We start from the raw sequence: 22,607 nt of genomic DNA, 5'->3' as shown, positions 1-22,607 counted from the left end.
GTGAATTCATGTTATATTTCATGGGAGAAACTCGTTTATTTGCGTCCAGCGAGGAGATCGATTAACTTGGCATCAGGGCCCCACTCGCGCAACCATTGTTTGAGTATGAGCTGTACTTGCCGGGCTTGTCCTACCACGTGTAAGGATTGAGGCGTCATATAACTATTCATTGAAAGTCCCCCTGATTCGTTTATATTTGCTGTGAGAATTCTATACGCTCACCATATGCCCTAAATCAGAGATTTATACATTCACCGAATATATAATCCTACGATATGGAGTTGAAGAACCAATGAAACCAAATCAATCTGCCCAATCCATCCACGCGGCGCAACCTGCCAATCCAAAACTAGATGAAGTGACCGTATCCACTAAGCCAATCTTCCAGGGCAAAGTGATTTCGCTTCAAGTCGATACCGTTAAACTACCGAATGGCCAGACGGCTACACGTGAGATAATCCGGCACCCTGGAGCGGTAGCTGTACTCGCTCTGAATGGGGATCGCATGCTTGTTGTGGATCAGTATCGTCAGGCAATGGGACGCACCGAAGTGGAGATTCCTGCGGGAAAACTGGACCCGGGAGAAGAGCCGGAAGTTGCCGCAGCACGTGAATTGCGAGAAGAGACGGGATATGTAGCCAAGTCGCTGCGTCATTTGCGTTCGTTTTACACGTCACCGGGGTTCGCAGATGAGATCATTCATCTTTACATCGCTGAAGAGTTGGAAGCAGGGGACATGGCGCTGGACGAAGATGAATTCCTTGAAGTTGCCGAAATAACTCTGGAGGAAGCTTATGCGCTTATGGACGAAAACCGGATTAGCGATGCCAAAACGATGATGGCAGTGTACGCATGGGACCTTTACAGAACGACAGGACGGTTCTAAGGATGCAAGATCAACTGGCAACGTCCGTCTTGTGGGACCCCTGTTATACAGACCTGCATATCCACATCGGACGAACCTCACGTGGGGAGGCCGTGAAAATCAGCGGCAGTCGTGATCTGACATTTGAGAATATTGCTCGGGAAGCATCGGATCGCAAAGGAATTCATTTGCTTGGTGTTATTGATTGTCATTCACCGGTTGTACAGATGGATATTGAACAATTGCTGGAGAGTGGTACCATGTCCGAGATTGAGGGCGGCGGTATTGCCTACCAGGATACGACCATTCTGTTGGGTACAGAGATTGAGCTGCGCGAGCCTGGAATGCGTGAGTTCCATATGCTGGCGTACTTCCGTGATTTGAAAACGATGAAGTCCTTCACGGACTGGATGAAACGTTATATGAAAAATGTGAATCTCAGTTCTCAGCGGGTGTACGTGCCCGCTCTAGAGATGCAGGCCGAGATTAAGGCACGTGGGGGACTTATTGTGCCTGCACATGTGTTTACACCGCATAAAGGCATCTATGGCAGTACAGCCCCCCGTATGGGCGAAGTGCTGGATACTAGCCTCGTGGATGCGGTAGAGCTGGGGTTAAGCTCGGACTCATCCATGGCCAGTTATATTCGGGAATTGGATCATGTACCTTTTCTCACCAATTCGGATGCTCATTCACTCGGTAAGATTGGACGGGAGTATAACGAACTGCAAGTTGCTGCCCCTTCTTTTGATGAATTCCGTATGGCACTTCAAGGAGAAGCCGGCAGGAGCATAGCTGCCAATTATGGACTGAATCCAAGGCTAGGCAAATATCACCGTACTTACTGTGCAGCATGTGGCAGCATTATGGACGAGCAAGCGATGTCAGCAGAGCGTTGTCCGCACTGTGGTAGTCTGAAGCTGGTGCAGGGGGTGCTGGATCGCATCCTGGCGATCTCTGATCGAGAGAGTCCTCATGTTCCTGCAAACAGACCAGCCTATCATTATCAGGTGCCACTGGAGTTCATCCCGGGACTTGGCAAAGCCAAACTGCGCCAGCTACTGGACCATTTTGGTACAGAAATGAACGTACTTCATCGCACGCGTGAGGAAGAGCTTGCTGCGGTTGTTGGACCTGTGCTGGCAGGCTTGATTGTGGCTGCACGGAACGGACAACTGGAGCTGTCCTCCGGAGGTGGCGGTACGTACGGAAAGGTTGCTGTTCAGGAAAAAGCCTCGGAGTGACCGGTGTAAATAATCTTTAGTTCAACTCATATAGCTTTCGCTATACAGAGGTCCAATCTGGACAAGAAGTCATACAGGTGCATTCCGGTTCATAAGAATGACTATGAGGATGTAAATGAAAATCCTTGCAGCATGATACCGGAAAGGGGACTCGTACCTGTATGCGCTCTTCCTACTTTACATTTAAAGGTCAGACTTCGTTATATGTATTCGTGGCCGTCTTGTTTCTGGTCGGCGTCATTTTTGGCGCGCTCATGGTGAACGCATTGTCTCTCGAGCAACGTCAGGATCTGGAGGGTTATCTCGGTAATTTCTTCATGACCGTGCAGCACAGTGCACAAGTGACTGAGACCGGGGCATATTGGGACATTGCCATGCTCCATCTGAAATGGGTGGGTCTGATCTTTATTCTGGGTTTATCCGTCGTTGGACTACCCGGTATACTGGTTCTGGATTTTTTGAAAGGTGTGCTCATTGGATTCACAGTGGGGTACCTTGTTGGACAGTATTCCTGGAAAGGGCTACTGTTTGCACTGGTGTCCGTGGCACCGCATAATCTATTTGTCATTCCGATCCTCCTGATCTGCAGTGTAGCGGCGATGACGTTCTCGTTATACATCATTCGTAATCGTGTTTTGATGCAGCGAACACCTGGTCGACAAAGGCCTTTTGCTTCATATATAGTGTTAACTTTGGTTATGGCTGCATTGCTGCTCGGCGTGGCGTCTTTTGAAACATGGGTTACACCTGCAATGATGCGTTGGGTCACGCCAATGTTACTACCGGCCTAACGTGCACCGTATAGTGTAAAATGTTGACTTTAATTACGCACTCCCCCTATAATGAAAAGAGTGGGTTAAGTTGCAGTGTGCAGTGATTTCCTAGGGGGAGGGAGAAAATGGAAGCACGGATTGATAAAATTAAGCAGCAACTACAGTCCCAAGGATATAAATTAACGCCCCAGCGGGAAGCCACCTTAAGAGTACTTCTTGAGAATGAAGAAGATCATCTGAGCGCAGAAGATGTATTCATGCTCGTTAAAGAAAAGGCTCCCGAAATCGGTCTGGCAACCGTGTACCGTACCCTCGAACTGCTGAGTGAGCTGCATGTTGTAGAGAAAATCAACTTCGGCGACGGTGTAGCGCGTTATGATCTGCGCGGAGATACATCCAAGCATCACCATCATCACTTAATCTGTGTTCAATGCGGAAGTATGGATGAAATACGTGAAGACTGGCTTGGACCGCTTGAAGAGCGTTTGGAGCGGGAATTCAACTTTTCGGTAGTAGATCACCGACTGGACTTTCATGGAATTTGTTATCGTTGCAAAGCTAAAAATGAACAGAAACCCAAAGATGAAGAATAACATAGCATATCTTCAAGCTCTCACCGGCGGTTTTGACGGGAGAGCTTTTTTGGCACCGGACATGATCTGGAGTTTCCCCCGAATGGCATAAACCTGTGTTTATGGACATACCCTGATTCAAGGACAATACCGGATTCGAATCAGGAGGGGACGCGCCCATGATTATATCAGTGCGGAGAGGGCTCCGTTTTATTCGATTTATTATATTTTTTGCCGCATTAGTTTATCTGTTCTATCATGTTCTGGACCTGTTTAATGGCTGGATCTCACCTGTGGATCAGTATCAGATGCCAACTGGCAATGCAATCAAAGTATTTCAGGAAACGGATTGGCCGGGTAATGGAGAAGGACGTCCTACGATGGCAGAGCGTCTCCGTTTGTTCTATTGGTACGGGGAGTAGCTTCAAACAGCCAGGGATGCAAATACGGGAGCAGTCTGCCAAAGCGGCAGATCTGTCAGTTGAGGAGCGTTGTACATGAAACAGACGATACACGCCTATGCCTTATACTTGGAAGATGATAAAGGGATGTCGAGCAGCACGCTTGAATCGTATCTCCGAGACGTGGACAAGTTCATTGAATTTGCAGATAAGGAATATGGCATACGCAAAGCCGATCAGGTCAGACGCACACATGTCGTCCTGTTTGCAGGTCAGCTCAAACAGGCAGGACGTGCCAATGCAACCATTGCCCGCAGCATCGTATCTCTGCGCTCCTACTTTCATTTTTTGATGCGGAGGGGTGATATTATACAGGACCCTACGTTTGATGTGGAAGCTCCCAAGGCGGATAAGACGCCACCACAGGTGCTAAGTATCCAAGAGATCGAACAACTGCTTACAGCGCCTGATACTCGTTCACCGCAGGGTGTGAGAGATCGAGCGATGCTTGAACTGTTATATGCTACAGGCATCAGGGTCTCGGAATTGATTGCCCTTGACATTCGGGATGTACAGCCAGGCATGCGCTTTATACGATGCGGTGGGGCGGGCAAGGAACGCATCCTTCCCATCGGTGCACCAGCAGCACATTGGGCAAGTGTATATGTGGAGGAATTCCGCAACAAGTTGCTCAAAACCGATTCGGACGAGCAGGCACTATTCGTGAATGTATCTGGCAGACGTTTAACCCGGCAGGGCTTCTGGAAGCTGCTCAAAAAAGCGGCGGTGGACGCAGGAATCTCGGAAGAAATTACGCCGCATACGCTGCGTCACTCCTTTGCAGCACACCTGATTGCCAATGGGGCGGATACACGTGCGGTTCAAGACATGCTAGGTCACGTGGAGCAGCCTGGACAACAATATGGCAATCATGGTCGCAAAACCATGAAAGAAATCTATGAAACCCATCATCCGAGGGCAAGATAGATTTTGACGCATGGCATTCACAAATAAATGCGGAACATTGGGCCGATTTAGGATAAAATAAATTGAATACATCCAAACGCCGTTATACATAAGACGGATCGTTTCAACTCAAGGAGGAACATACATCGCATGACAGCATTAAACCAACAAATGATTTCGGAAGCAGCATCTTATATTCAAAGCAAAAGCTCCATCAAGCCGGAAGTCGGTTTGATTTTGGGTTCAGGTCTTGGCGTACTGGCAGAACTGATTGAAGATGGCGTAAGTATCGCTTATCAGGATATTCCGCATTTTCCAGTGTCCACAGTAGAAGGACATGAAGGTGAACTTTTGGTCGGAACCATTAAAGGTCGTCCAGTCGTGATGATGAAAGGCCGTTTCCATATGTACGAAGGATATGGCCCGGAACTGACTGCTTTCCCGGTACGGGTTATGAAAGAACTGGGTGTAAGCAGCCTGCTTGTAACCAATGCTGCAGGCGGCGTGAATACGTCGTATGAAGCTGGAGACTTGATGCTGATCTCGGATCACTTGAATCTCACAGGCAAAAATCCACTGATCGGACCAAATGACGCTGCACTGGGCGTGCGTTTCCCGGATCTATCGGAAGCATACAGCCGCCGTTTGCGTGCGCTGGCGAAGGATACGGCTGCATCACAAGGTTTTAACGTACGTGAAGGGGTATACGCAGGTATGCTTGGTCCGAACTATGAGACACCGGCAGAGATCAGAATGCTGCGAACATTGGGCGCAGACGCAGTGGGTATGTCCACTGTATCTGAAGTTATCGTGGCACGCCACGCAGGCCTGGAAGTACTCGGTATTTCCTGTATCAGCAACATGGCTGCCGGAATTCTGGACCAGCCGCTGTCACATGATGAGGTTATGGAGACGACGGAACGTGTGCGTGAGTCGTTCCTGGCGCTGGTAGTGGCAGTTATTCCACAAATGTAAGCAAGATTTGAGTAGAGAAGGTTACCTCTTTGGATGAGAAATCATCGGGGGGGTAACCTTTTTTTGTTGTGTTGAACGTACGGTTACTCATTCGTTGAGTGCAGTGCGTTATTTTTGCTTTGACCACATTTTCAATAAAAGTTCGGGAAATCATGCTTTACATGGAATAATTTACTGGAAACGGGCCGACAATGATTAGCAGTACATGCATGGAACATGCAGTAAGCAAGTCATTTGAGGAGGTAACCTTGTGAAGAAAAGAATAATGGCATCGTTCATGACCCTTTGTATCCTGCTGTCCCTTATGGCATCAACAGCATTGGCTGAAGAAACACCGAAGGCAGCGGGAGGAACTGATCTGGCCCCGTCGGCGCGCTCTGCGATCTTAATGGATGCAGACACGGGAACGGTCATTTATGAGAAAAACAGTCATGATCAGCTGCCTCCAGCGAGCATTACAAAGATTATGACCATGCTGCTTACAATCGAAGCGATCGACTCGGGTAAGCTGAAGCTGACCGACAAAGTAAGAACGAGCGAATACGCAGCTTCCATGGGCGGTTCGCAGATCTTTCTGGAGCCTGGGGAAGAAATGACGGTCGACGATATGTTAAAAGGGATCGCGATGGCTTCGGGCAATGATGCCTCGGTAGCGATGGCTGAGAAGATCGCTGGCTCGGAAGAAGCCTTTGTACAGCTGATGAATGAGCGGGCGAAGGAGCTTGGCATGAAGGATACTCATTTTGCCAACTGTAACGGCCTTCCGGTCGATAATCATTATTCTTCCGCCCATGACATTGCCGTCATGAGCCGTGAACTGCTGAAACATTCCGGGATTACGAAGTACACCGGTGCATATCAGGATTACCTTCGCAAAGATACGGAAAAGCCCTTCTGGCTGGTGAATACAAACAAGCTGGTTCGTTTTTATGAAGGGGCAGATGGTTTGAAAACAGGTTACACATCCGAAGCGAAGTTCTGTCTCTCCGCAACAGCGTCCAAGGATGGATTACGTGTCGTTTCCGTGGTACTTGGTGAACCAAATACTAAAACACGGAACAGCGAAGTATCTTCGATGTTTGACTATGCGTTCAGTCAATATACGATGAAGGCTCTCTATAAGGCAGGGGATCTGCTGGGTAGTCTGAAGATCGAAAAAGGTGAAGTTGCCGAATTGCCTCTGAATGCCACGCAAAATTATAGTGTGCTGATGCGCAAAGGAGCCAAATCCAACGACATCCGGCATGAATTGCTGGTTGCCAAAGAATTGAAAGCTCCGATCAAAGCCGGGCAAAGTATAGGTAAACTGGTTGTTTACCAGGGCAACGACGTCATTAAGGAGTTCGACATTCAGGCTCCGCAGGATGTGAATAAGGCTGGCTGGTGGAAGCTGTTCAAGCGGACAACGTCCAATCTGTTTGACTAAACGGCGATTTCCGCGAGTTGCACGTATCCTTCAAACATAATTTGTAGTTAAATAGGGGTTTTCTTCTAGTTTTGTCGGGGGGCAGGAAAAGCCTTCGGAAGCGTAGAAATCCTTGTTCTAAGACAGGGAGGAGAGTGAGCAAACGTGAACTTGCATGTGGAAATGGAACACCATCGCGGGATTCTGATTGTACGATTATCCGGGGAGCTGGATCACCATACAGCTGACATGGTACGGATGCAAATGGATGAAGCCATCCAGCGGAGACAAAGCGAGCATCTCGTACTCAGCCTGAAAGATCTGCAATTTATGGACAGTTCAGGTCTGGGTGTCATTTTGGGAAGATACAAGCTCATTAAGAATAAAGGTGGCAAGATGGTGGTCTGTGACGTCAATTCGCCAGTGTACCGTTTGCTGGAAATGTCGGGGCTGTTTAAGATTATGCCGATATACGAAAATGAGGGAACTGCTCTCTCAGGTCTGGAGGTCGTCTCATGAATGAAGGAACAGGGACAAATTTCATGAATCTGCAATTCGCGGCCAAGTCAGAGAATGAGTCGTTTGCACGGGTAACCGTTGCTGCGTTTATCTCCCAGCTTGATCCAACGATGGACGAGCTCAGTGACCTGAAGACGGTCATTTCGGAAGCCGTGACCAACAGCATTATCCACGGATACAACAACAACTCCGAGGGTGTGGTGTCCATCCAGGCGGAGATTCGGGAAGACATGATCACAATCATCGTGGAAGACCGCGGTGAAGGAATCGAAGATCTTGAACTGGCCAAGCAGCCGCTATATACGTCCAAACCCGAACTTGAGCGGTCGGGCATGGGCTTCACCATTATGGAAAACTTTATGGATGAATTCGAAGTCAGCAGTGAGCCCGGCAGAGGCACCTCCATCAAGATGAAAAAAAGGATTGAATCCAAGAAAGCATTGTATAATTAGGGGTTGGTGTTCTTATGGATGCTGAAGTGAAACCATCTTCACAGACCTATTTGGACGATGCCGAGGTCAAACGGCTGATTGCGCTCAGTCAGTCGGGTGACCATGTCTCACGGGATACGCTGGTGAACTGCAACATCAGACTCGTCTGGTCCGTCGTACAGCGTTTTATGAACAGGGGATATGATCCGGAAGATCTGTTCCAGATTGGTTGTATCGGTCTGCTCAAGTCAGTAGACAAATTCGATCTCAGTTATGACGTGAAGTTCTCAACCTACGCGGTACCGATGATCATCGGAGAAATCCAGCGATTCCTGCGGGATGACGGTACCCTGAAGGTCAGTCGTTCACTGAAAGAGATGGCGAATAAAGTCCGCAAAAAAAGGGACGAACTGTCCAAACATCTGGATCGTTTACCAACGATTAAGGAAGTTGCCGCAGAGCTGGGGGTAACCCCGGAGGAAGTTGTATTTGCCCAGGAAGCGAACAAACCACCGACTTCCATCCATGAGACCGTATTCGAAAATGACGGTGATCCCATCACATTAATGGATCAGATTGCCGACGAGTCTCAGGAACGTTGGTTTGACAAGCTGGCCCTGAACGAAGCCATCGGTGGTCTCAGCGAGCGGGAGCGATTAATTGTTTATCTTCGGTATTACCGGGATCAAACCCAGTCCGAGGTTGCCAGCAGATTGGGAATATCTCAGGTGCAGGTATCACGTCTGGAGAAAAAAATACTGCAATCCATCCGCGACCAGATCGCGCAGTGATTCTGGGATTGCAACAACAATATTGGTGCATATACACCAATATACGACAACTAACAACCTTCTATCGCGCATTATGGCGAGGGAGGTTATTTGTTGTTAGATAAACAAATAACCTCCCCTCTCTTTTAAATCCCTCCCTGCCACCACCCAGCATATTTATTTCAAACGTTTGGAAACGGGAGGACGAGGGGTAGCGGAGGGATGGAATCGGTCAAAAGGAGCGAAGCGTGAGGGCTCATCTAAGGATACATAAGCAACGCAGGCGGCAGATTAGACCTGAAGAAGCGAAGCGTGCGCCTTTGTCTCCAAATTTCTAACACTTAGAAATCAATCAAAAGAATTTGGAGACAACAGCGATCAGAAGGTTGGTCTGCCGTCGGAGTGTCTGCGTGTATCCTCCCCCCGAGAAACAGCGACCAATGACCGATCCATCCCGCAGCGCCAACTCAACCTTCCACCTTTTTTCCAACCAGTTTGTAATAAATTTGCACATTCTTCAAATACTAACCTAAATTACGCAGTAAAGGAGTGCTATGGATGTCCCAGACACTCACTCCAATGGTTTATATTCGTCTACGCAGCCGTATTCGCATCCAGAGGGGCAGAGCAGTCAAGCTTGGAGACATTGCACATGTACTGACCTCTTCAGAAGACCAAGAGGGCAGGCTATTGGAGCTTGAACTGCTAAGCCCTGGACCAGAGGATGGCAATCTGATCCTCATTGATATATTGCAGATTATTCCCCAAATTCGGCACATCTTGCCGGAGGTAAGTGTGGAACTGATAGGATCAGGCCATACGTTGGTTGAAGTCATTGCGGGAAATGGTCAACCTTCCAAGTCTCTGTTCATATTGGTTTGGCTGCTGCTGTTCTTCGGATCGGCCTTAACCATTATGAATTTTCATGCCGATGTGAACATGCAGGAAGTACAGATTCGAATTGTGGAGATGCTCACTGGGCATCGGGACGAACATCCCTATCTGTTCCAAGTGGCGTATTCCATTGGTATTGGATTCGGAATGGCAGTATTTTTTAATCATTTGTTTAAGAAAAAATGGAATGAGGAACCTACCCCGCTGGAAGTAGAGATGTTCCTATACCAGCAAAATGTAGATAAATATGTGGTGATTGAAGAAAGTGAACGGATGCACGAGCAGGAACGCAGGGAGATGAATGCGGATGAGCGTTCTTAATGGAGCAATCAGCATTGTATTGGGTATTGCAGGGGGGATTGCCGTAGGGAGCGGCGTAATTGCGCTCATTCTGGTGCTCGATATGATTCCCAGGTTGGCTCAACTTACGCAATCGTATGACAAAACTCACTGGTACGAAGGGGCGCTAATTGGTGGTTCACTGCTCGGGACGGTGGCGGACTTCTGGCATTGGAAAATGCATGGGGTGCTGCTGCTCAGCCCGATCGTTGGTTTGTTCTGTGGCGTGTTCATCGGTCTGCTCGCCGCAGCGCTCACTGAGGTACTCAATGTACTGCCCGTGCTAGCCAAACGATTGGGCATGAAACCTTATTTATTTGGATTACTGCTCGCCATGATTTTGGGCAAAATGACAGGTTCCCTGTTTGATTTTTTCATATATCAGCGGTAACTCGTGGCCATAGGAGGATGGAAGATGGATGAACGAACGGAGCACACAGGCCAGGAAAATAGTGAAGGTATAACGGAAGAGATGTTACACAAGTCTGCTTATGAGATTCAGAAGGAAGAAGAGGAGAAAGCGTACAATAAGAAAAAACAAAATGAGATGTCCGACAGCATTGAGGAATCCGTACAATATTGGCAGGAAAACGATGATATCTCCCCACGCATGAGTGAGAACAGATATACACTGCAACAGGTACTGGGGCTTGGAGAATCCTTCGACGTGAATATGAGGGAAATGGTCCTGGGTGGTAAGCACGTTGGATTGCTGATGATCACCGGCTTCGCCAAGGATGAGATTTTGCTTGAAGTGTTGAAAAGACTGACCTATCTCACACCGGATGACGTTTCCGGACATGCACTCAAATCCTATTTTGAATGTTACATTCCCCATATACAGGTGGAAAAAGTCGAGAAGATGAGTGCGGTCATCAACAAGGTTCTTACTGGTATGAGTGCAATGTTCGTTGAAGGGGACCGCTCGGTCTTAATTATGGATACCCGGAGTTATCCGGTTCGTTCACCGGAAGAACCTTCATTGGAAAGGGTAGTCCGCGGTTCCAGAGACGGCTTTACCGAAACACTCCTGACCAATGTAACCTTGGTGCGCCGTAGAATACGCGACCCTGGACTGAAATTTGAGATCATGCAGGTGGGGCGTAGAACACAAACCGATGTCTGTGTGGTGTACATTGATGATATTGTGGATAAAGTGCAGGTGGATTCCGTTCGTGAAAAAATACAGCGAGTGGATATCGATGGTATTCCCGCGGCCGATAAGCAGCTAGAGGAAGCGATTATCAACAAGGGATGGAATCCGTTCCCACTCGTTCGATATTCCGAGCGACCAGATGTTACAGCTTCTCATTTGCTGGAAGGACGAGTCGTCATTTTCGTAGACACTTCCCCGAGTGTGATGATTCTACCTACGACCTTCTTCGACCTGTGTGAACATGCGGAGGAGAACAGACAGACCGCCTTGATGGGGACGTATTTACGATGGGTGCGTTTTGCAGGGATTCTCATCTCGTTGTTTTTGCTACCATTATGGCTTCTCATGGTTATTGACCCTTCGATTAAACCGATGGGACTTGACTTCATTGGTCCGCAGGAAAATGTAAAGCTGCCGTTAATTCTACAGTTTCTCCTGATCGAACTGGGCGTCGATTTATTACGGATGGCAGCGGTTCATACGCCTACACCTCTGGCATCGGCCATGGGCTTGATCGCGGCCATTCTAGTTGGGGATATTGCCGTCAAAACAGGATACTTTGTCAATGAGGTTGTGCTCTATATGGCCATCGCAGCCATCGGTATGTTTGCCACGCCGAGTTACGAGTTGGGTCTCGCCAATAGGCTGGTCAGGCTGGTTCTGCTAGTCGCTGTTGCGATATTCAAGGTTCCGGGATTGGTCGTGGGCTGTACATTGCTCATATTGGCGCTCACCGTTCACCGGTCGTATAATTCTTCGTATCTCTGGCCTTTTATACCGTTTAATGCAAAGGCCTTGGGCAACTTTTTATTCCGGCTTCCGCTGCTGGAAAATAAAAAACGTCCATCATTCAATAAAACCCGTGACAACACCAAAATGTCTGATGATCCGGACGGAGAACTGCAAAAAAGTAAAAAACACAAATGATCTTCCGAAAAATCCATTCATCTCGCTGCCTAATTTGATATACTGGTGTAAAATCATTGGAATATCAATTGTTCCAGTATATAAAAAGTGAGGAATGCAGATTATGTATTTACATGGTACAAGTAAAATAAATGCGCAAGGACATCTGGAGATTGGCGGAGTTGATGCAACAGATCTGAAAGAACAATTTGGAACTCCCCTGTACGTTGTGGACGAGCAATTGGTTCGCGAGCGTTGCAGAGAGTACATGGAAGCATTCCGTGCTTCTGGACTGGGCTTCCAGGTTGCTTACGCAAGTAAAGCATTCTGTGTAATGGCGATGTGTGCCCTTGCAGCTGAAGAAGGACTTTCACTGGATGTCGTATCTGACGGTGAACTGTTTACTGCACTGCAAGCAGGATTCCCGGCTGAGCGCATTCACTTCCACGGTAACAACAAAACGCTGGAAGAGATCGAAATGGCTCTTGATGCAGAGATTGGATGTTTTGTTGTTGATAACTTCAATGAATTGCATCTGTTGCAGGCTGTAGCAGCGGACAAAAATCGTAAAGTAAACATTTTGCTTCGTGTGACGCCTGGTGTTGAGGCACATACGCATGAATATATTTCCACAGGTCAGACGGATTCGAAATTTGGATTCGATATCGGTAATGGTACAGCATTTGAAGCGATTGACTTGGCTTCCAAGCAGTCTAATCTGGTATTGCTCGGTGTGCATTCCCACATCGGTTCCCAGATCTTCGAAGTTGAAGGCTTCCAGATGGCTGTTCAACGTGTTGCTGAATTTGCAGCAAGTGTATATGAGCGTCTTAATGTTGCTTTCAAAGTGGTTAACCTTGGTGGGGGATTCGGAATCCGTTATATCGATGGAGATACGCCGCTTGAAGTTGCGCAATACGTGAAGGCTATTACAGATGCCGTTAAAAATCATTTTGCTCAAATCGGCTATGCCGTACCTGAGATCTGGGTTGAGCCAGGCCGCAGCATCGTGGGTGAAGCGGGAACAACGCTGTATACCGTTGGAACTAGCAAAGACATTCCAGGCGTGCGTAAATACGTTGCGGTTGATGGTGGTATGACCGATAACCCACGTCCTGCTTTGTATGAATCCAAGTATGAAGCTGTGCTTGCCAATCGTGCGAATGAGGCTGCTCAGGAAACGGTATCTGTTGCAGGTAAATGCTGCGAGAGTGGCGATATGTTGATCTGGGATCTGGACCTGCCAAAAGTGGAGAGCGGCGATCTGCTCGCTGTAGCTTGCACAGGTGCGTATAACTACTCCATGGCGAGCAACTACAACCGGATTCGTCGTCCGGCCGTTGTGTTTGTCAAAGACGGTCAAGGAGATGTCGTGGTACGCCGTGAGACGTATCAAGATATCATCCAGAATGACCTGGTACCAGCGCGTATTGGCAAACAACCAGTAACTCGTTAATTCGTCAAAAGATAATGCGTTTCTGCATTATTCAAGATATAAGGATTTTGCAGTTGAAGCAGATGAAAAGGGAACTTCCTTTTTCGTCTGCTTTTTACGTATTTGAGCTAAATCATGAAAAAAGTTGCCGTTTTTTTTGCGATCCAGTCATTTTCGGTGTACACTAAGAAAAGTGCTGTAATGCTTGGCCCAGGGTCATGCGTTCTGGCACCATTAACGATGGTCAATACGAAAGGAGTCATTTACATATGGCGAAACAAGCGAAAATTAAATTGGCAAACGGCGGAGAAGTTTTGATCGATCTGTTCGATCAAGAAGCTCCAAACACAGTAGCAAACTTTGAGAAACTGGCTAATTCCGGTTTCTACAATGGCCTTACATTCCACCGCGTTATCCCGGGCTTTGTAGCTCAAGGCGGATGCCCTAACGGTTCCGGTGCAGGTGGCCCAGGTTACACAATCAACTGTGAAATTAACCCGAACAAACATGAGCGCGGAACACTTGCTATGGCACATGCTGGCCGTAACACAGGTGGAAGCCAGTTCTACATCTGCTACCAACCACAACCACATTTGGATGGACAACATACTGTATTTGGTAAAGTAACTAAAGGTATGGAGTTCGTGGACGCTTTAGAAGGTAAAGACAAAATGGAAACTGTTGAAGTTGTAGAAGCTTAATACCTTCACCTTAACTGGATCCAAACATGAAGTGCTTCTTTTATAGAAGCACTTTTTTTATTTTTTACATACTTCAAATCGATAATTAGAAAGGATGAATATAACCTTGGATATGGTTACTCAGCTAAGCTTGTTAAAACAAATTTATAGTGAGCGCACGTTGTGGGATGAAGAACTGCAGGCATCGCGCCATGTCGTTCCGGATAGTCTATCGGTAAAGGATCGAGAAGCGCTTGAGGCAGACGAGCATGAACCGAATCGATTTGTACGTCCGCAACATGATGAAACGATTACTGAGCTGAAAAAAGTTGCGAATCAATGGACGATCAATGATGCAGCGCAGGCCTTTGTATCCTCTTTGTGGTCAGCACCCATGATCTGGCGCTCGTTGCTTACGGGCAAGCTTATTGCGAGCAGTATGCCAAGTCATGAACATACGCCATATCCATCTTCGAACACTTGTAAGATCTGCGGATTAAGTGTAGATCAAGCAACCGACACAACGCTGCAATGGTATTGGCGGATGACCAATGGAACCCCGTTGGACGGAGATCCTTTTGGATATGTGTTGGCACTTCGAGAGCTGGCTGCCGCGCAGGAGCTTCCAATACCCAATGAGTACGACCGCTGGACATTCCGTGCGGTGTTAACAGTGCTGCGCGAATTACCTCCCAAAACACGTTACAGCAAGGCAGCAGTAGCGCTCAAGAAGGAACGTCTTTTGCCTACGCAGAAGGAATATGCCTACCGTGATTTGCTTGAGACGTTAGCTCTGATTGGCATATTGGATACGCCGGAACATCCTGGAATGATCACGGGATTCACCTCTTACATGCAGCGTGACGCACGCCCCAATGTGCGGGTTGAAGTGCAGGCCCCTCTGGCGTGGTGGGACTCATCAATCGGAATTAATGAGAACAACCTGAACAAGATATTTCATGAGTTTGATCTGAATAATATATCTCTTGCGGATAAGCCTGATGAGAGTCCAGCTGTAAAGGACACGATCTTAGGAGCATTGGAGAAGAAGAGAAGTGTTCGCGGAAAAGTACCAAAGGCATCTCCTGATGCAGGTACCGGGGAGGTACAGTCTGGCGATGTGTATGCTGTTCGGGTCCGGGAAGGTGTATGGGTGACTGTATACTGTCATGAAGTCAGAGACAAGCGTGTCATCGTTGAATATCTGGATGGAGTCTTTCCAGATATGCCGGGAAAAGCAGATTTGCATGGGACGTTTCGACCGAGAGCGAATGGACGCTGGAAATGCTCGGCTATTGCGATTGATTCCACAAGTTGGGTCAGAAGAGTGGCAAGAGAGTTCCCACTTCCGACTTCGCAACTGCAAGGACCTGACCGCACTCCATTCCATAATGCCAAAGAATTAAAGCATATGGCGAGCTGGTGTTTTCCTGATATGTAGAATAATACGATGGATGTGAAAATGTACCTCCAAGCAAAAACCGTACCTCCTGAGAGGAAGCGGTTTTTTGTTGTTTCTTAGCTTATTAAAAGTTAGTATGTGACAAAAAGGAACAAAAAACAATTGATTTTTTGGCATTAAAGTGCTAACATCCAAGTAATAACGAAAGCAATCCTTCAGGGCAGGGTGCAATTCCCTACCGGCGGTGATGCAGGAAGTGTAAGGACCTAAGTTCAGCACTTGATGCAAAGTCCGTGACCTGTCTGCCATTGGCAGATGGCTGATCTGGTGTAATTCCAGAACCGACAGTATAGTCTGGATGGGAGAAGGAGAGGTGCAGACCTAACAGGTTTGCATTCAGCAGGAGTATTGCTGCACAGTCACGATTTTATGATGTCTTGCACTGTGCAGGGAAGATCCGGATACGCCGGACAGTTCCATACATATGCCGCACTATAAAAGCTCTTTACCTGTAATTGATGTTCATTAAGGTATGTGTCTATTTTCACTTGCCCGAAATGAAGTTTTGGGCAAAGTGTTGGCGTGCTGTATCCATTTCACTCCTGCTGGTGACATTTGTCTCTCATCATCCCCATCGAACTGATTGTTCGACGGGGATTTTTTAATAAACAAGACTTTAAACCGCGGGGTGAACGGATTTGGAAATGATCAATGATGAATTTTATATGGCACTGGCATTGGATATGGCGGAACGAGCACAGGGACAGACGGGGATTAATCCGGTCGTTGGATGTGTAGTTGTGAAAGAAGGCCGTATTGTAGGCCTGGGGAGCCATCTGAAACGTGGAACCGGTCATGCAGAGGTGCATGCACTTAACATGGCAGGCAGTGATGCAGAGGGAAGTACGGTATACGTTACACTTGAGCCTTGTAGTCATTATGGCAAGACGCCACCTTGTAGTGAACGCCTGATTCATGAAAAGGTGAAACGTGTTGTGGTATGTTGTGAAGATCCAAATCCGCAAGTATCCGGCAGGGGTATAAGCATGCTTCGTCAACAAGGCATTGAAGTTGAAGTTGGCGTACTGCGTGAGCGAGGAAGACGTATGAATGAAAAATTCATTAAGTTTATTACAACGGGTTTACCTTTTGTGACACTGAAGACGGCTACTACTTTGGATGGCAAAATTGCTACTCGCAGCGGAGACAGCAAGTGGATCTCTAACGAGCCCGCTCGTGAGATTGTGCATGCCCTTCGTCATCGGCACCAGGGAATTATGGTTGGCGTCGACACGGTAATCGCCGATAATCCGGAACTTACTACCCGTTTGCAAGTCGAAGGCATTAGTCCAGTGCGCATTGTAGTGGATTCCAAGTTACGTCTTCCCGTAGGTGCCAAAATGGTTAAGGATGGTCTTGCTCCAACATGGGTGCTGACAACAGACGAAGCCAGTCCTGAAGCTGCTGAACGTTTGGAAGCCTACGGCGTCGAGATTATACGCTGTGGTCCTGGACCACGTGTGGATCTGTTAAGCGGACTTAGCAAGTTGGGTGAACGTGATATAGGTTCGATTTTGCTTGAAGGTGGAGGCACCTTGAATGGAGCCATGTTGGAGGCACGGTTGGTTGATCGACTGCTCATGTTTATCGCTCCGAAGATTGTAGGCGGTTATGATACACCTGGAAGCTTCCGCTTCGAGGGTGTGGAGCGTATGAATCAGGCGATTCAATTGAATCAGTTGGAGATCGAACAAGTTGGAGATAATATCAGCATTGGCGGTATTCCGGTGTGGCCTGAATAAATAAATGGATTTGAAAGTAGAAAGTTAGGTTCTTTATAACTTGAAAAAGGGAGGCGGCAGCATGTTTACCGGTTTGGTGGAAGAAGTCGGTCAGATCCGGCGTATTGGTCGGAAAGGCGAAGCGATGGTCCTGAATATCGGAGCTTCCGCCATCATGGACGATCTGAAGATTGGTGATAGTGTAGCAGTGAACGGCGTGTGCTTAACTGCGACAACGCTCGAAGGTGGAGGTTTTACCGCCGATGTAATGCCTGAAACCTATCGCCATACCAATCTCAGTCAGCTGCAATCAGGCAGTAAAGTTAATCTGGAGCGGGCCATGCAATCAGGCGGTCGTTTTGGCGGACATATCGTACAGGGCCATGTTGATGGTACTGGAGTGATTGGTAGTATAACACGTGATCAGAATGCAATTGTGTTTGAGATCAAGCCTGATGATCACCAGTTGTTCAAATATCTGATCCCCAAAGGATCGGTCACATTGGATGGCATTAGCTTGACCGTTGTCCATACGTCAGATACCGCATTCACGGTTTCCGTTATCCCGCATACCATTGGTGAAACTGTACTAAATGTGAAAAAGACAGGGGATACCATTAATATCGAATGCGATATTTTGGGCAAATATGTGGATCATCTGCTCCAGTATGGGAGAGGACATCGGGAGACGGGTACTGGCAAGCCGCGCAGTATCAGTGAAGAATTTCTCTCCAATCATGGATTTGCATAAATAGAGAACAGAAATTAACTGGAGGTGGACCAATGTCAGAACAATCCATTCTGGACACAATAGAAGAAGCCATATATGATCTCATGCGTGGTAAACCCGTCATTGTTGTGGATGATGAAGATCGGGAGAATGAAGGCGATTTTATCGCTTTGGCCGAAAAGGCGACGCCTGAAGTCATTAATTTCATGATTACTGAAGGTAGAGGTCTGGTCTGTGTTCCGATTACACAACAACGTGCCGACGAACTTAACCTGAAACCGATGGTTCAACAAAATACGGATTTCCATGGAACAGCCTTCACCGTCTCTGTGGATCACAAAGATACAACAACAGGTATCTCGGCACATGAACGCTCTATTACCGTGAAAGGTCTGATCGATCCTGAAGCGAAAGCCGGAGACTTCCGTAAGCCTGGTCACATGTTCCCGCTGATTGCAAAAGACGGCGGTGTACTTCGGCGTGCCGGACATACGGAAGCGGCTGTAGATCTCGCTATCATGTGTGGTTCCTACCCTGCTGGCGTTATCTGTGAAGTGATTAAGGAAGATGGCACGATGGCCAGACTTCCGGATCTTCAGGAGATTGCCCGCAAACATGATCTGAAGCTGATCAGTATTCAGGACATGATTCGTTACCGTAACGAAAAAGAGCAGCTGGTTCAACGTGAAGTGGCTGTGCGTATGCCGACGGACTTTGGTGAGTTTCAAGCGGTGGCTTATACAAACGCTGTGGACAATAAGGAACATGTGGCTTTGGTCAAAGGAGAAATTGATGGTTCGAAACCCGTACTTGTACGTGTGCACTCTGAATGTTTGACAGGTGATGTATTCCATTCGCATCGTTGTGACTGTGGTCCGCAGTTTGATGCGGCACTCAAACAGATTCACGAGGAAGGCAATGGTGTACTGCTTTATATGAGACAAGAGGGTCGGGGTATTGGCCTGATCAACAAACTCAAAGCCTATAAGCTGCAAGAGGAAGGTATGGATACTGTGGATGCAAACCTGAGTTTGGGCTTTGCTGCTGACTTGCGTGATTACGGAATTGGCGCTCAAATTCTGAAAGACCTTGGGGTTCGTCAGATCAGACTGCTAACTAACAACCCTCGTAAAATTAAAGGTCTTGAAGGATATGGACTTGAAGTCGTAGAGCGTGTCGCGATCCAGATGGAGGAGAACGAGGACAATACGGTTTATCTTCATACGAAGCAAGCCAAGCTGGGGCATATGCTCAAGTTTGATGATATCGAGCAAAACGAAAAGTAAATATATTTTAGATGAACAATGTTCACCATGTAATTTATGGAAGAGATTAATTAGGAATTTCCGTTACTTACATTACATTATACCGTTAGGGAGATGACTTGAATGCCACAATTTTTTGAAGGACATTTAGTTTCAGAAGGATCACGATATGGAGTTGTCGTTGGACGTTTCAACGAATTCATTACCAGTAAATTGCTTAGCGCAGCGCTCGATGCATTCAAACGTCACGGCGTTCAGGATGATGAAGTGGATGTAGCCTGGGTTCCAGGTGCGTTCGAAATCCCTTTGATTGCGCAGAAAATGGCAGAGAGCGGCAAGTATGATGCGGTGATTACCTTGGGAACTGTCATTCGTGGATCCACTACGCATTACGATTATGTGTGCAACGAGATGGCTAAAGGGGTAGCAGCAATTAACCTGAAAACTGGCGTGCCTACGATCTTTGGACTGGTTACAACAGAAAATATTGAACAAGCGATTGAACGTGCCGGAACCAAGGCAGGTAACAAAGGTTGGGATGCAGCTACGGCGGCAATTGAGATGGCAAACTTGACGAAACAGCTAAAATAGTGCTTATTTAATAGTAGTGCCCTGCTTTGCGCAGACGAACACGGGAAACCGGATTCGGACGGCTTAGCAGGGTTTTGTATTTTTCTGGCGGGAGGATTCGTCTAGTGACGGTAGTTACATACAAACTGGAGACTTTTGAAGGGCCTTTGGATCTGCTGCTTCATCTGATTGATAAGGCTGAAATTCATATCCAGGATATTCCCATCAGCGATATTACCGATCAATACATGGCGTATCTGCATTCGATGCAGGAACTGGAACTGGATATTACGAGTGAATTTCTGGTTATGGCAGCAACACTGCTGTCGATCAAGAGCAAACTTTTATTGCCCAAACCACCGGTCATTGAGGACTTCGAGGATTATGATTTTATGGAAGAAGAAGATTATGATCCACGTGCAGAGCTGATTGCACGTCTGATAGAATATCGCAAGTACAAGGGAATTGCGCGTCATCTTCATGAACGGGAGTGGGAACGCAGCCTTATATTTTCCAAAGAGCCCGAGGATCTGCGCCCCTATATGCCCGTAGAAGCCCAATCGAACCCGGTTGAGGGTTTACACACCTCTGACCTGATTGCAGCATTTCAGAAGGCGCTACGCAAGGCTGAGAAGCGTACAACTGTAACCCGGATCAAACGGGATGAGATTTCGGTTAAGGACCGGATACGGGATGTCATCGGCGCTTTGGAAAGTATGGGGCCGGGAGGCAGACTGTTATTCTCCAAGTTGATGGATGAGCATATCTATCGCCATGAGATTGTTGTCACTTTTCTGGCGGTGCTGGAACTGATGAAGATGAAGCGGATTGTCTGTTATCAGGAACGGATGTTTGAGGATATCGTTATGGAGTGGAGAGGGGAAACAAAGAATCATGGATTTTCCGAAATTGAAATCGATTATTGAAGGCCTGCTGTTTTTGTCCGGAGAAGAAGGTCTGAGTATCAAACAAATCGCCGAGATCGTCGACCAGCGAGTGGAGCTTGTAACGGACGCGATTGAGGAGATGATTCATGAATTTTCACAGCAGGGACGAGGTGTACAGATTCTCAAGATCGCTGGTGTAGTACAGTTGGGCACCTTGCCTGACCACGCTGTATATTTCGAGAAACTGGCATACTCTCCCGCGCGTACGTCCTTATCCCAAGCGGCTCTGGAGACGCTGGCTATTGTAGCGTACCGGCAGCCCATTACACGGGTAGAGATTGAGGAAATCCGCGGGGTAAAATCGGAGCGTGCCATCCATACGCTTGTGAATAAGGATCTAATTATTGAAGTGGGACGAGCCGAGGCGATCGGACGACCAATTCTGTACGGAACGACCAAGTCGTTCCTGGATTATTTCGGATTGGCTTCAATTAAGGACCTTCCTGAGCCAGGTTTGTTCGAAGATTCGGAAAACCTTGAAGAAGAGACACAACTGTTATTCAACAAACTGGATTTGCAACAACTGGAACCGGAAAGTGCTGATCCGGCGGATGACCTAAGTCATATCGACAACGAAGACGATAATACGGATTCTTCACTCTAATTTTGCAAGCTCATACTAACCGACACCCATCAGTGGAGTCGGTTTTTTTGCGCATTGATTTTAGATAAATGGTGAATAAAACAGTTTCCAAACAAATATCAAATGGGATTTTTAGGTCAGACGTGAATTTTTTCCTATTCAAAGTGCCATACTAGACGAGAAAAGAATTGAGGGCTTGGAGGTAAGGCCTGTGTGGATTTGGCTTGGAGGAATCGGTTTGTTGTTCGCATTGCTGATTGCCGCAGTCCTCATCTCAAATGTTCATGTACATTTTACATTCAGTAAACATAAAAGTGATGATTACGCCAATATTAATGTTCGTCTTCTCTATGGAATTGTGCGGATTAACTATGAGATCCCGAGTATCGTTTTTCGCAATATGAAGGAAGGTTTCTTGGTCAAGACCGAACAATCCATGAATCATTCGAGAGGCGAGGCCCAGGGGAGCGAGCGGGTCAACAAACGCAAAGTCAAGAAGTGGGCTAAAGATGTGAAAATTATGCTTAGGGCAACGGACGCGCTCAAGCTGTGGCTGAAGCAAACACTTACACGCGTACATATGACCCAACTGTCCTGGGCTACCCACATCGGCGTTGGTGATGCAGCATATACAGCGGTGCTGACGGGCTGGGTGTGGAGTATCAAGTCCATTATTATTGGTTTTCTCACCTATCAGATTCGCTTTGATGAAACACCTGTGCTTCAGGTTATGCCAGTATGGTCCGATGAAATGGAATTTAGAACGGAGCTCGATTTCAGAGCGAAAATTCGGATTACAGCCGTTCTGATCGCTGGAGTTACACTACTCACCCGTGTGCTTCAAGTCGAAGGCGGATGGCGGATGTGGTTCAAGCTTCTTCAGGAACAGCGCCGCAGGCATAAGGAGAAGCAAAAGAAGAAGCTTAGTGGGACAACAGTATAAAAATCCATCATAGTCGGTCTGTTTTTGGGAATGTAAGGTTGGGATTTGGTGAGTG

The 22,607-nt window shown here is 47.3% G+C and carries 25 protein-coding genes and 1 riboswitch; of the genes, 24 read left to right on the top strand and 1 reads right to left on the bottom strand.

Going from position 1 to position 22,607, the window contains the following annotated elements:
* Positions 1-35: 35 nt before the first annotated feature.
* Positions 36-170: a Z-ring formation inhibitor MciZ gene (locus EL84_RS31875; RefSeq protein WP_100527202.1), complete on the bottom strand. Its 135-nt coding sequence runs from the start codon at positions 168-170 to the stop codon at positions 36-38.
* Between the two features lie 122 nt (positions 171-292).
* Here EL84_RS31875 and EL84_RS25755 point away from each other — a divergent pair, with 122 nt between their 5' ends.
* The 24 genes from EL84_RS25755 (at position 293) to EL84_RS25640 (ending at position 22,552) form a co-directional block, all read left to right on the top strand.
* Positions 293-886, top strand: coding sequence for an NUDIX domain-containing protein (locus EL84_RS25755; RefSeq protein ID WP_047843588.1), 594 nt, complete (start codon positions 293-295; stop codon positions 884-886).
* Positions 887-888: 2 nt separating this feature from the next.
* Entirely contained in the window at positions 889-2,109 is a 1,221-nt protein-coding gene (locus tag EL84_RS25750; protein WP_047843587.1) for an endonuclease Q family protein, read from the top strand.
* 161 nt (positions 2,110-2,270) lie between these two features.
* Positions 2,271-2,900, top strand: coding sequence for a stage II sporulation protein M (gene spoIIM / locus EL84_RS25745; protein WP_017687629.1), 630 nt, complete (start codon positions 2,271-2,273; stop codon positions 2,898-2,900).
* A 107-nt stretch (positions 2,901-3,007) separates the two neighbouring features.
* Positions 3,008-3,475, top strand: a complete 468-nt coding sequence (locus EL84_RS25740; RefSeq protein ID WP_036607866.1) for a Fur family transcriptional regulator — start codon at positions 3,008-3,010, stop codon at positions 3,473-3,475.
* 158 nt (positions 3,476-3,633) lie between these two features.
* Positions 3,634-3,876, top strand: a complete 243-nt coding sequence (locus EL84_RS25735) for a DUF4227 family protein (protein WP_017687632.1) — start codon at positions 3,634-3,636, stop codon at positions 3,874-3,876.
* A gap of 75 nt (positions 3,877-3,951) precedes the next feature.
* On the top strand, positions 3,952-4,842 hold the full coding sequence (locus tag EL84_RS25730) for a tyrosine recombinase (protein ID WP_047843586.1): 891 nt from the start codon (positions 3,952-3,954) through the stop codon (positions 4,840-4,842).
* Between the two features lie 129 nt (positions 4,843-4,971).
* Positions 4,972-5,796, top strand: a complete 825-nt coding sequence (locus tag EL84_RS25725; protein WP_036607861.1) for a purine-nucleoside phosphorylase — start codon at positions 4,972-4,974, stop codon at positions 5,794-5,796.
* A 304-nt stretch (positions 5,797-6,100) separates the two neighbouring features.
* Complete coding sequence (locus tag EL84_RS25720; protein WP_235193874.1) at positions 6,101-7,222, top strand: D-alanyl-D-alanine carboxypeptidase family protein; 1,122 nt, start codon at positions 6,101-6,103, stop codon at positions 7,220-7,222.
* A 144-nt stretch (positions 7,223-7,366) separates the two neighbouring features.
* A complete protein-coding gene (gene spoIIAA / locus EL84_RS25715) occupies positions 7,367-7,720 on the top strand; it encodes an anti-sigma F factor antagonist (protein WP_017687636.1) in 354 nt (117 codons plus the stop codon).
* A complete protein-coding gene (gene spoIIAB / locus EL84_RS25710; protein WP_036672324.1) occupies positions 7,717-8,172 on the top strand; it encodes an anti-sigma F factor in 456 nt (151 codons plus the stop codon). The genes spoIIAA and spoIIAB overlap by 4 nt, the downstream gene beginning before the upstream one ends.
* 14 nt (positions 8,173-8,186) lie before the next feature.
* Entirely contained in the window at positions 8,187-8,942 is a 756-nt protein-coding gene (sigF, locus tag EL84_RS25705) for an RNA polymerase sporulation sigma factor SigF (protein ID WP_036607856.1), read from the top strand.
* Between the two features lie 537 nt (positions 8,943-9,479).
* Complete coding sequence (locus EL84_RS25700; RefSeq protein ID WP_047843585.1) at positions 9,480-10,136, top strand: stage V sporulation protein AA; 657 nt, start codon at positions 9,480-9,482, stop codon at positions 10,134-10,136.
* Positions 10,117-10,545, top strand: coding sequence for a stage V sporulation protein AB (locus tag EL84_RS25695; RefSeq protein ID WP_026080996.1), 429 nt, complete (start codon positions 10,117-10,119; stop codon positions 10,543-10,545). The genes EL84_RS25700 and EL84_RS25695 overlap by 20 nt, the downstream gene beginning before the upstream one ends.
* 24 nt (positions 10,546-10,569) lie before the next feature.
* A complete protein-coding gene (locus tag EL84_RS25690; RefSeq protein WP_017687644.1) occupies positions 10,570-12,237 on the top strand; it encodes a spore germination protein in 1,668 nt (555 codons plus the stop codon).
* 103 nt (positions 12,238-12,340) lie between these two features.
* A complete protein-coding gene (gene lysA, locus EL84_RS25685; protein ID WP_017687645.1) occupies positions 12,341-13,672 on the top strand; it encodes a diaminopimelate decarboxylase in 1,332 nt (443 codons plus the stop codon).
* Positions 13,673-13,920: 248 nt separating this feature from the next.
* The gene (locus tag EL84_RS25680; protein WP_017687646.1) at positions 13,921-14,352 is read left to right on the top strand and encodes a peptidylprolyl isomerase; all 432 of its coding nucleotides are present in this window, start codon (positions 13,921-13,923) and stop codon (positions 14,350-14,352) included.
* A 112-nt stretch (positions 14,353-14,464) separates the two neighbouring features.
* Positions 14,465-15,772, top strand: a complete 1,308-nt coding sequence (locus tag EL84_RS25675; protein ID WP_235431631.1) for a hypothetical protein — start codon at positions 14,465-14,467, stop codon at positions 15,770-15,772.
* Between the two features lie 168 nt (positions 15,773-15,940).
* A riboswitch (FMN riboswitch) is annotated at positions 15,941-16,107 on the top strand.
* A gap of 324 nt (positions 16,108-16,431) precedes the next feature.
* Positions 16,432-17,535, top strand: coding sequence for a bifunctional diaminohydroxyphosphoribosylaminopyrimidine deaminase/5-amino-6-(5-phosphoribosylamino)uracil reductase RibD (gene ribD / locus EL84_RS25670; protein WP_047843583.1), 1,104 nt, complete (start codon positions 16,432-16,434; stop codon positions 17,533-17,535).
* A 61-nt stretch (positions 17,536-17,596) separates the two neighbouring features.
* Positions 17,597-18,265 (top strand): riboflavin synthase, encoded by a 669-nt coding sequence (gene ribE / locus EL84_RS25665; RefSeq protein WP_047843582.1) that lies wholly within the window; start codon positions 17,597-17,599, stop codon positions 18,263-18,265.
* Between the two features lie 32 nt (positions 18,266-18,297).
* On the top strand, positions 18,298-19,530 hold the full coding sequence (locus EL84_RS25660; RefSeq protein WP_047843581.1) for a bifunctional 3,4-dihydroxy-2-butanone-4-phosphate synthase/GTP cyclohydrolase II: 1,233 nt from the start codon (positions 18,298-18,300) through the stop codon (positions 19,528-19,530).
* Positions 19,531-19,632: 102 nt separating this feature from the next.
* A complete protein-coding gene (ribE, locus tag EL84_RS25655) occupies positions 19,633-20,100 on the top strand; it encodes a 6,7-dimethyl-8-ribityllumazine synthase (protein ID WP_017687651.1) in 468 nt (155 codons plus the stop codon).
* A gap of 104 nt (positions 20,101-20,204) precedes the next feature.
* Positions 20,205-21,005 (top strand): segregation and condensation protein A, encoded by an 801-nt coding sequence (locus EL84_RS25650; protein ID WP_047843580.1) that lies wholly within the window; start codon positions 20,205-20,207, stop codon positions 21,003-21,005.
* A complete protein-coding gene (gene scpB / locus EL84_RS25645; protein WP_036672307.1) occupies positions 20,974-21,630 on the top strand; it encodes an SMC-Scp complex subunit ScpB in 657 nt (218 codons plus the stop codon). The genes EL84_RS25650 and scpB overlap by 32 nt, the downstream gene beginning before the upstream one ends.
* A 190-nt stretch (positions 21,631-21,820) precedes the next feature.
* Positions 21,821-22,552: a DUF2953 domain-containing protein gene (locus tag EL84_RS25640; RefSeq protein ID WP_047843579.1), complete on the top strand. Its 732-nt coding sequence runs from the start codon at positions 21,821-21,823 to the stop codon at positions 22,550-22,552.
* The last annotated feature ends 55 nt before the right edge of the window (positions 22,553-22,607 follow it).

The sequence above is a fragment of the Paenibacillus sp. VT-400 genome, from assembly GCF_001029205.1.
GTDB classification, from domain to species: domain Bacteria; phylum Bacillota; class Bacilli; order Paenibacillales; family Paenibacillaceae; genus Paenibacillus; species Paenibacillus amylolyticus.
This window is presented reverse-complemented; position numbering and strand designations above follow the sequence as displayed.

Coding starts and splice junctions, on each gene's coding strand:
- EL84_RS31875 (WP_100527202.1), bottom strand. CDS start 170: ATGAATAGTTATATGACGCCTCAATCCTTACACGTGGTAGGACAAGCC.
- EL84_RS25755 (WP_047843588.1), top strand. CDS start 293: ATGAAACCAAATCAATCTGCCCAATCCATCCACGCGGCGCAACCTGCC.
- EL84_RS25750 (WP_047843587.1), top strand. CDS start 889: ATGCAAGATCAACTGGCAACGTCCGTCTTGTGGGACCCCTGTTATACA.
- spoIIM (WP_017687629.1), top strand. CDS start 2,271: ATGCGCTCTTCCTACTTTACATTTAAAGGTCAGACTTCGTTATATGTA.
- EL84_RS25740 (WP_036607866.1), top strand. CDS start 3,008: ATGGAAGCACGGATTGATAAAATTAAGCAGCAACTACAGTCCCAAGGA.
- EL84_RS25735 (WP_017687632.1), top strand. CDS start 3,634: ATGATTATATCAGTGCGGAGAGGGCTCCGTTTTATTCGATTTATTATA.
- EL84_RS25730 (WP_047843586.1), top strand. CDS start 3,952: ATGAAACAGACGATACACGCCTATGCCTTATACTTGGAAGATGATAAA.
- EL84_RS25725 (WP_036607861.1), top strand. CDS start 4,972: ATGACAGCATTAAACCAACAAATGATTTCGGAAGCAGCATCTTATATT.
- EL84_RS25720 (WP_235193874.1), top strand. CDS start 6,101: ATGGCATCAACAGCATTGGCTGAAGAAACACCGAAGGCAGCGGGAGGA.
- spoIIAB (WP_036672324.1), top strand. CDS start 7,717: ATGAATGAAGGAACAGGGACAAATTTCATGAATCTGCAATTCGCGGCC.
- sigF (WP_036607856.1), top strand. CDS start 8,187: ATGGATGCTGAAGTGAAACCATCTTCACAGACCTATTTGGACGATGCC.
- EL84_RS25700 (WP_047843585.1), top strand. CDS start 9,480: ATGTCCCAGACACTCACTCCAATGGTTTATATTCGTCTACGCAGCCGT.
- EL84_RS25695 (WP_026080996.1), top strand. CDS start 10,117: ATGCGGATGAGCGTTCTTAATGGAGCAATCAGCATTGTATTGGGTATT.
- EL84_RS25690 (WP_017687644.1), top strand. CDS start 10,570: ATGGATGAACGAACGGAGCACACAGGCCAGGAAAATAGTGAAGGTATA.
- lysA (WP_017687645.1), top strand. CDS start 12,341: ATGTATTTACATGGTACAAGTAAAATAAATGCGCAAGGACATCTGGAG.
- EL84_RS25680 (WP_017687646.1), top strand. CDS start 13,921: ATGGCGAAACAAGCGAAAATTAAATTGGCAAACGGCGGAGAAGTTTTG.
- EL84_RS25675 (WP_235431631.1), top strand. CDS start 14,465: ATGGTTACTCAGCTAAGCTTGTTAAAACAAATTTATAGTGAGCGCACG.
- ribE (WP_047843582.1), top strand. CDS start 17,597: ATGTTTACCGGTTTGGTGGAAGAAGTCGGTCAGATCCGGCGTATTGGT.
- EL84_RS25660 (WP_047843581.1), top strand. CDS start 18,298: ATGTCAGAACAATCCATTCTGGACACAATAGAAGAAGCCATATATGAT.
- ribE (WP_017687651.1), top strand. CDS start 19,633: ATGCCACAATTTTTTGAAGGACATTTAGTTTCAGAAGGATCACGATAT.
- scpB (WP_036672307.1), top strand. CDS start 20,974: ATGGATTTTCCGAAATTGAAATCGATTATTGAAGGCCTGCTGTTTTTG.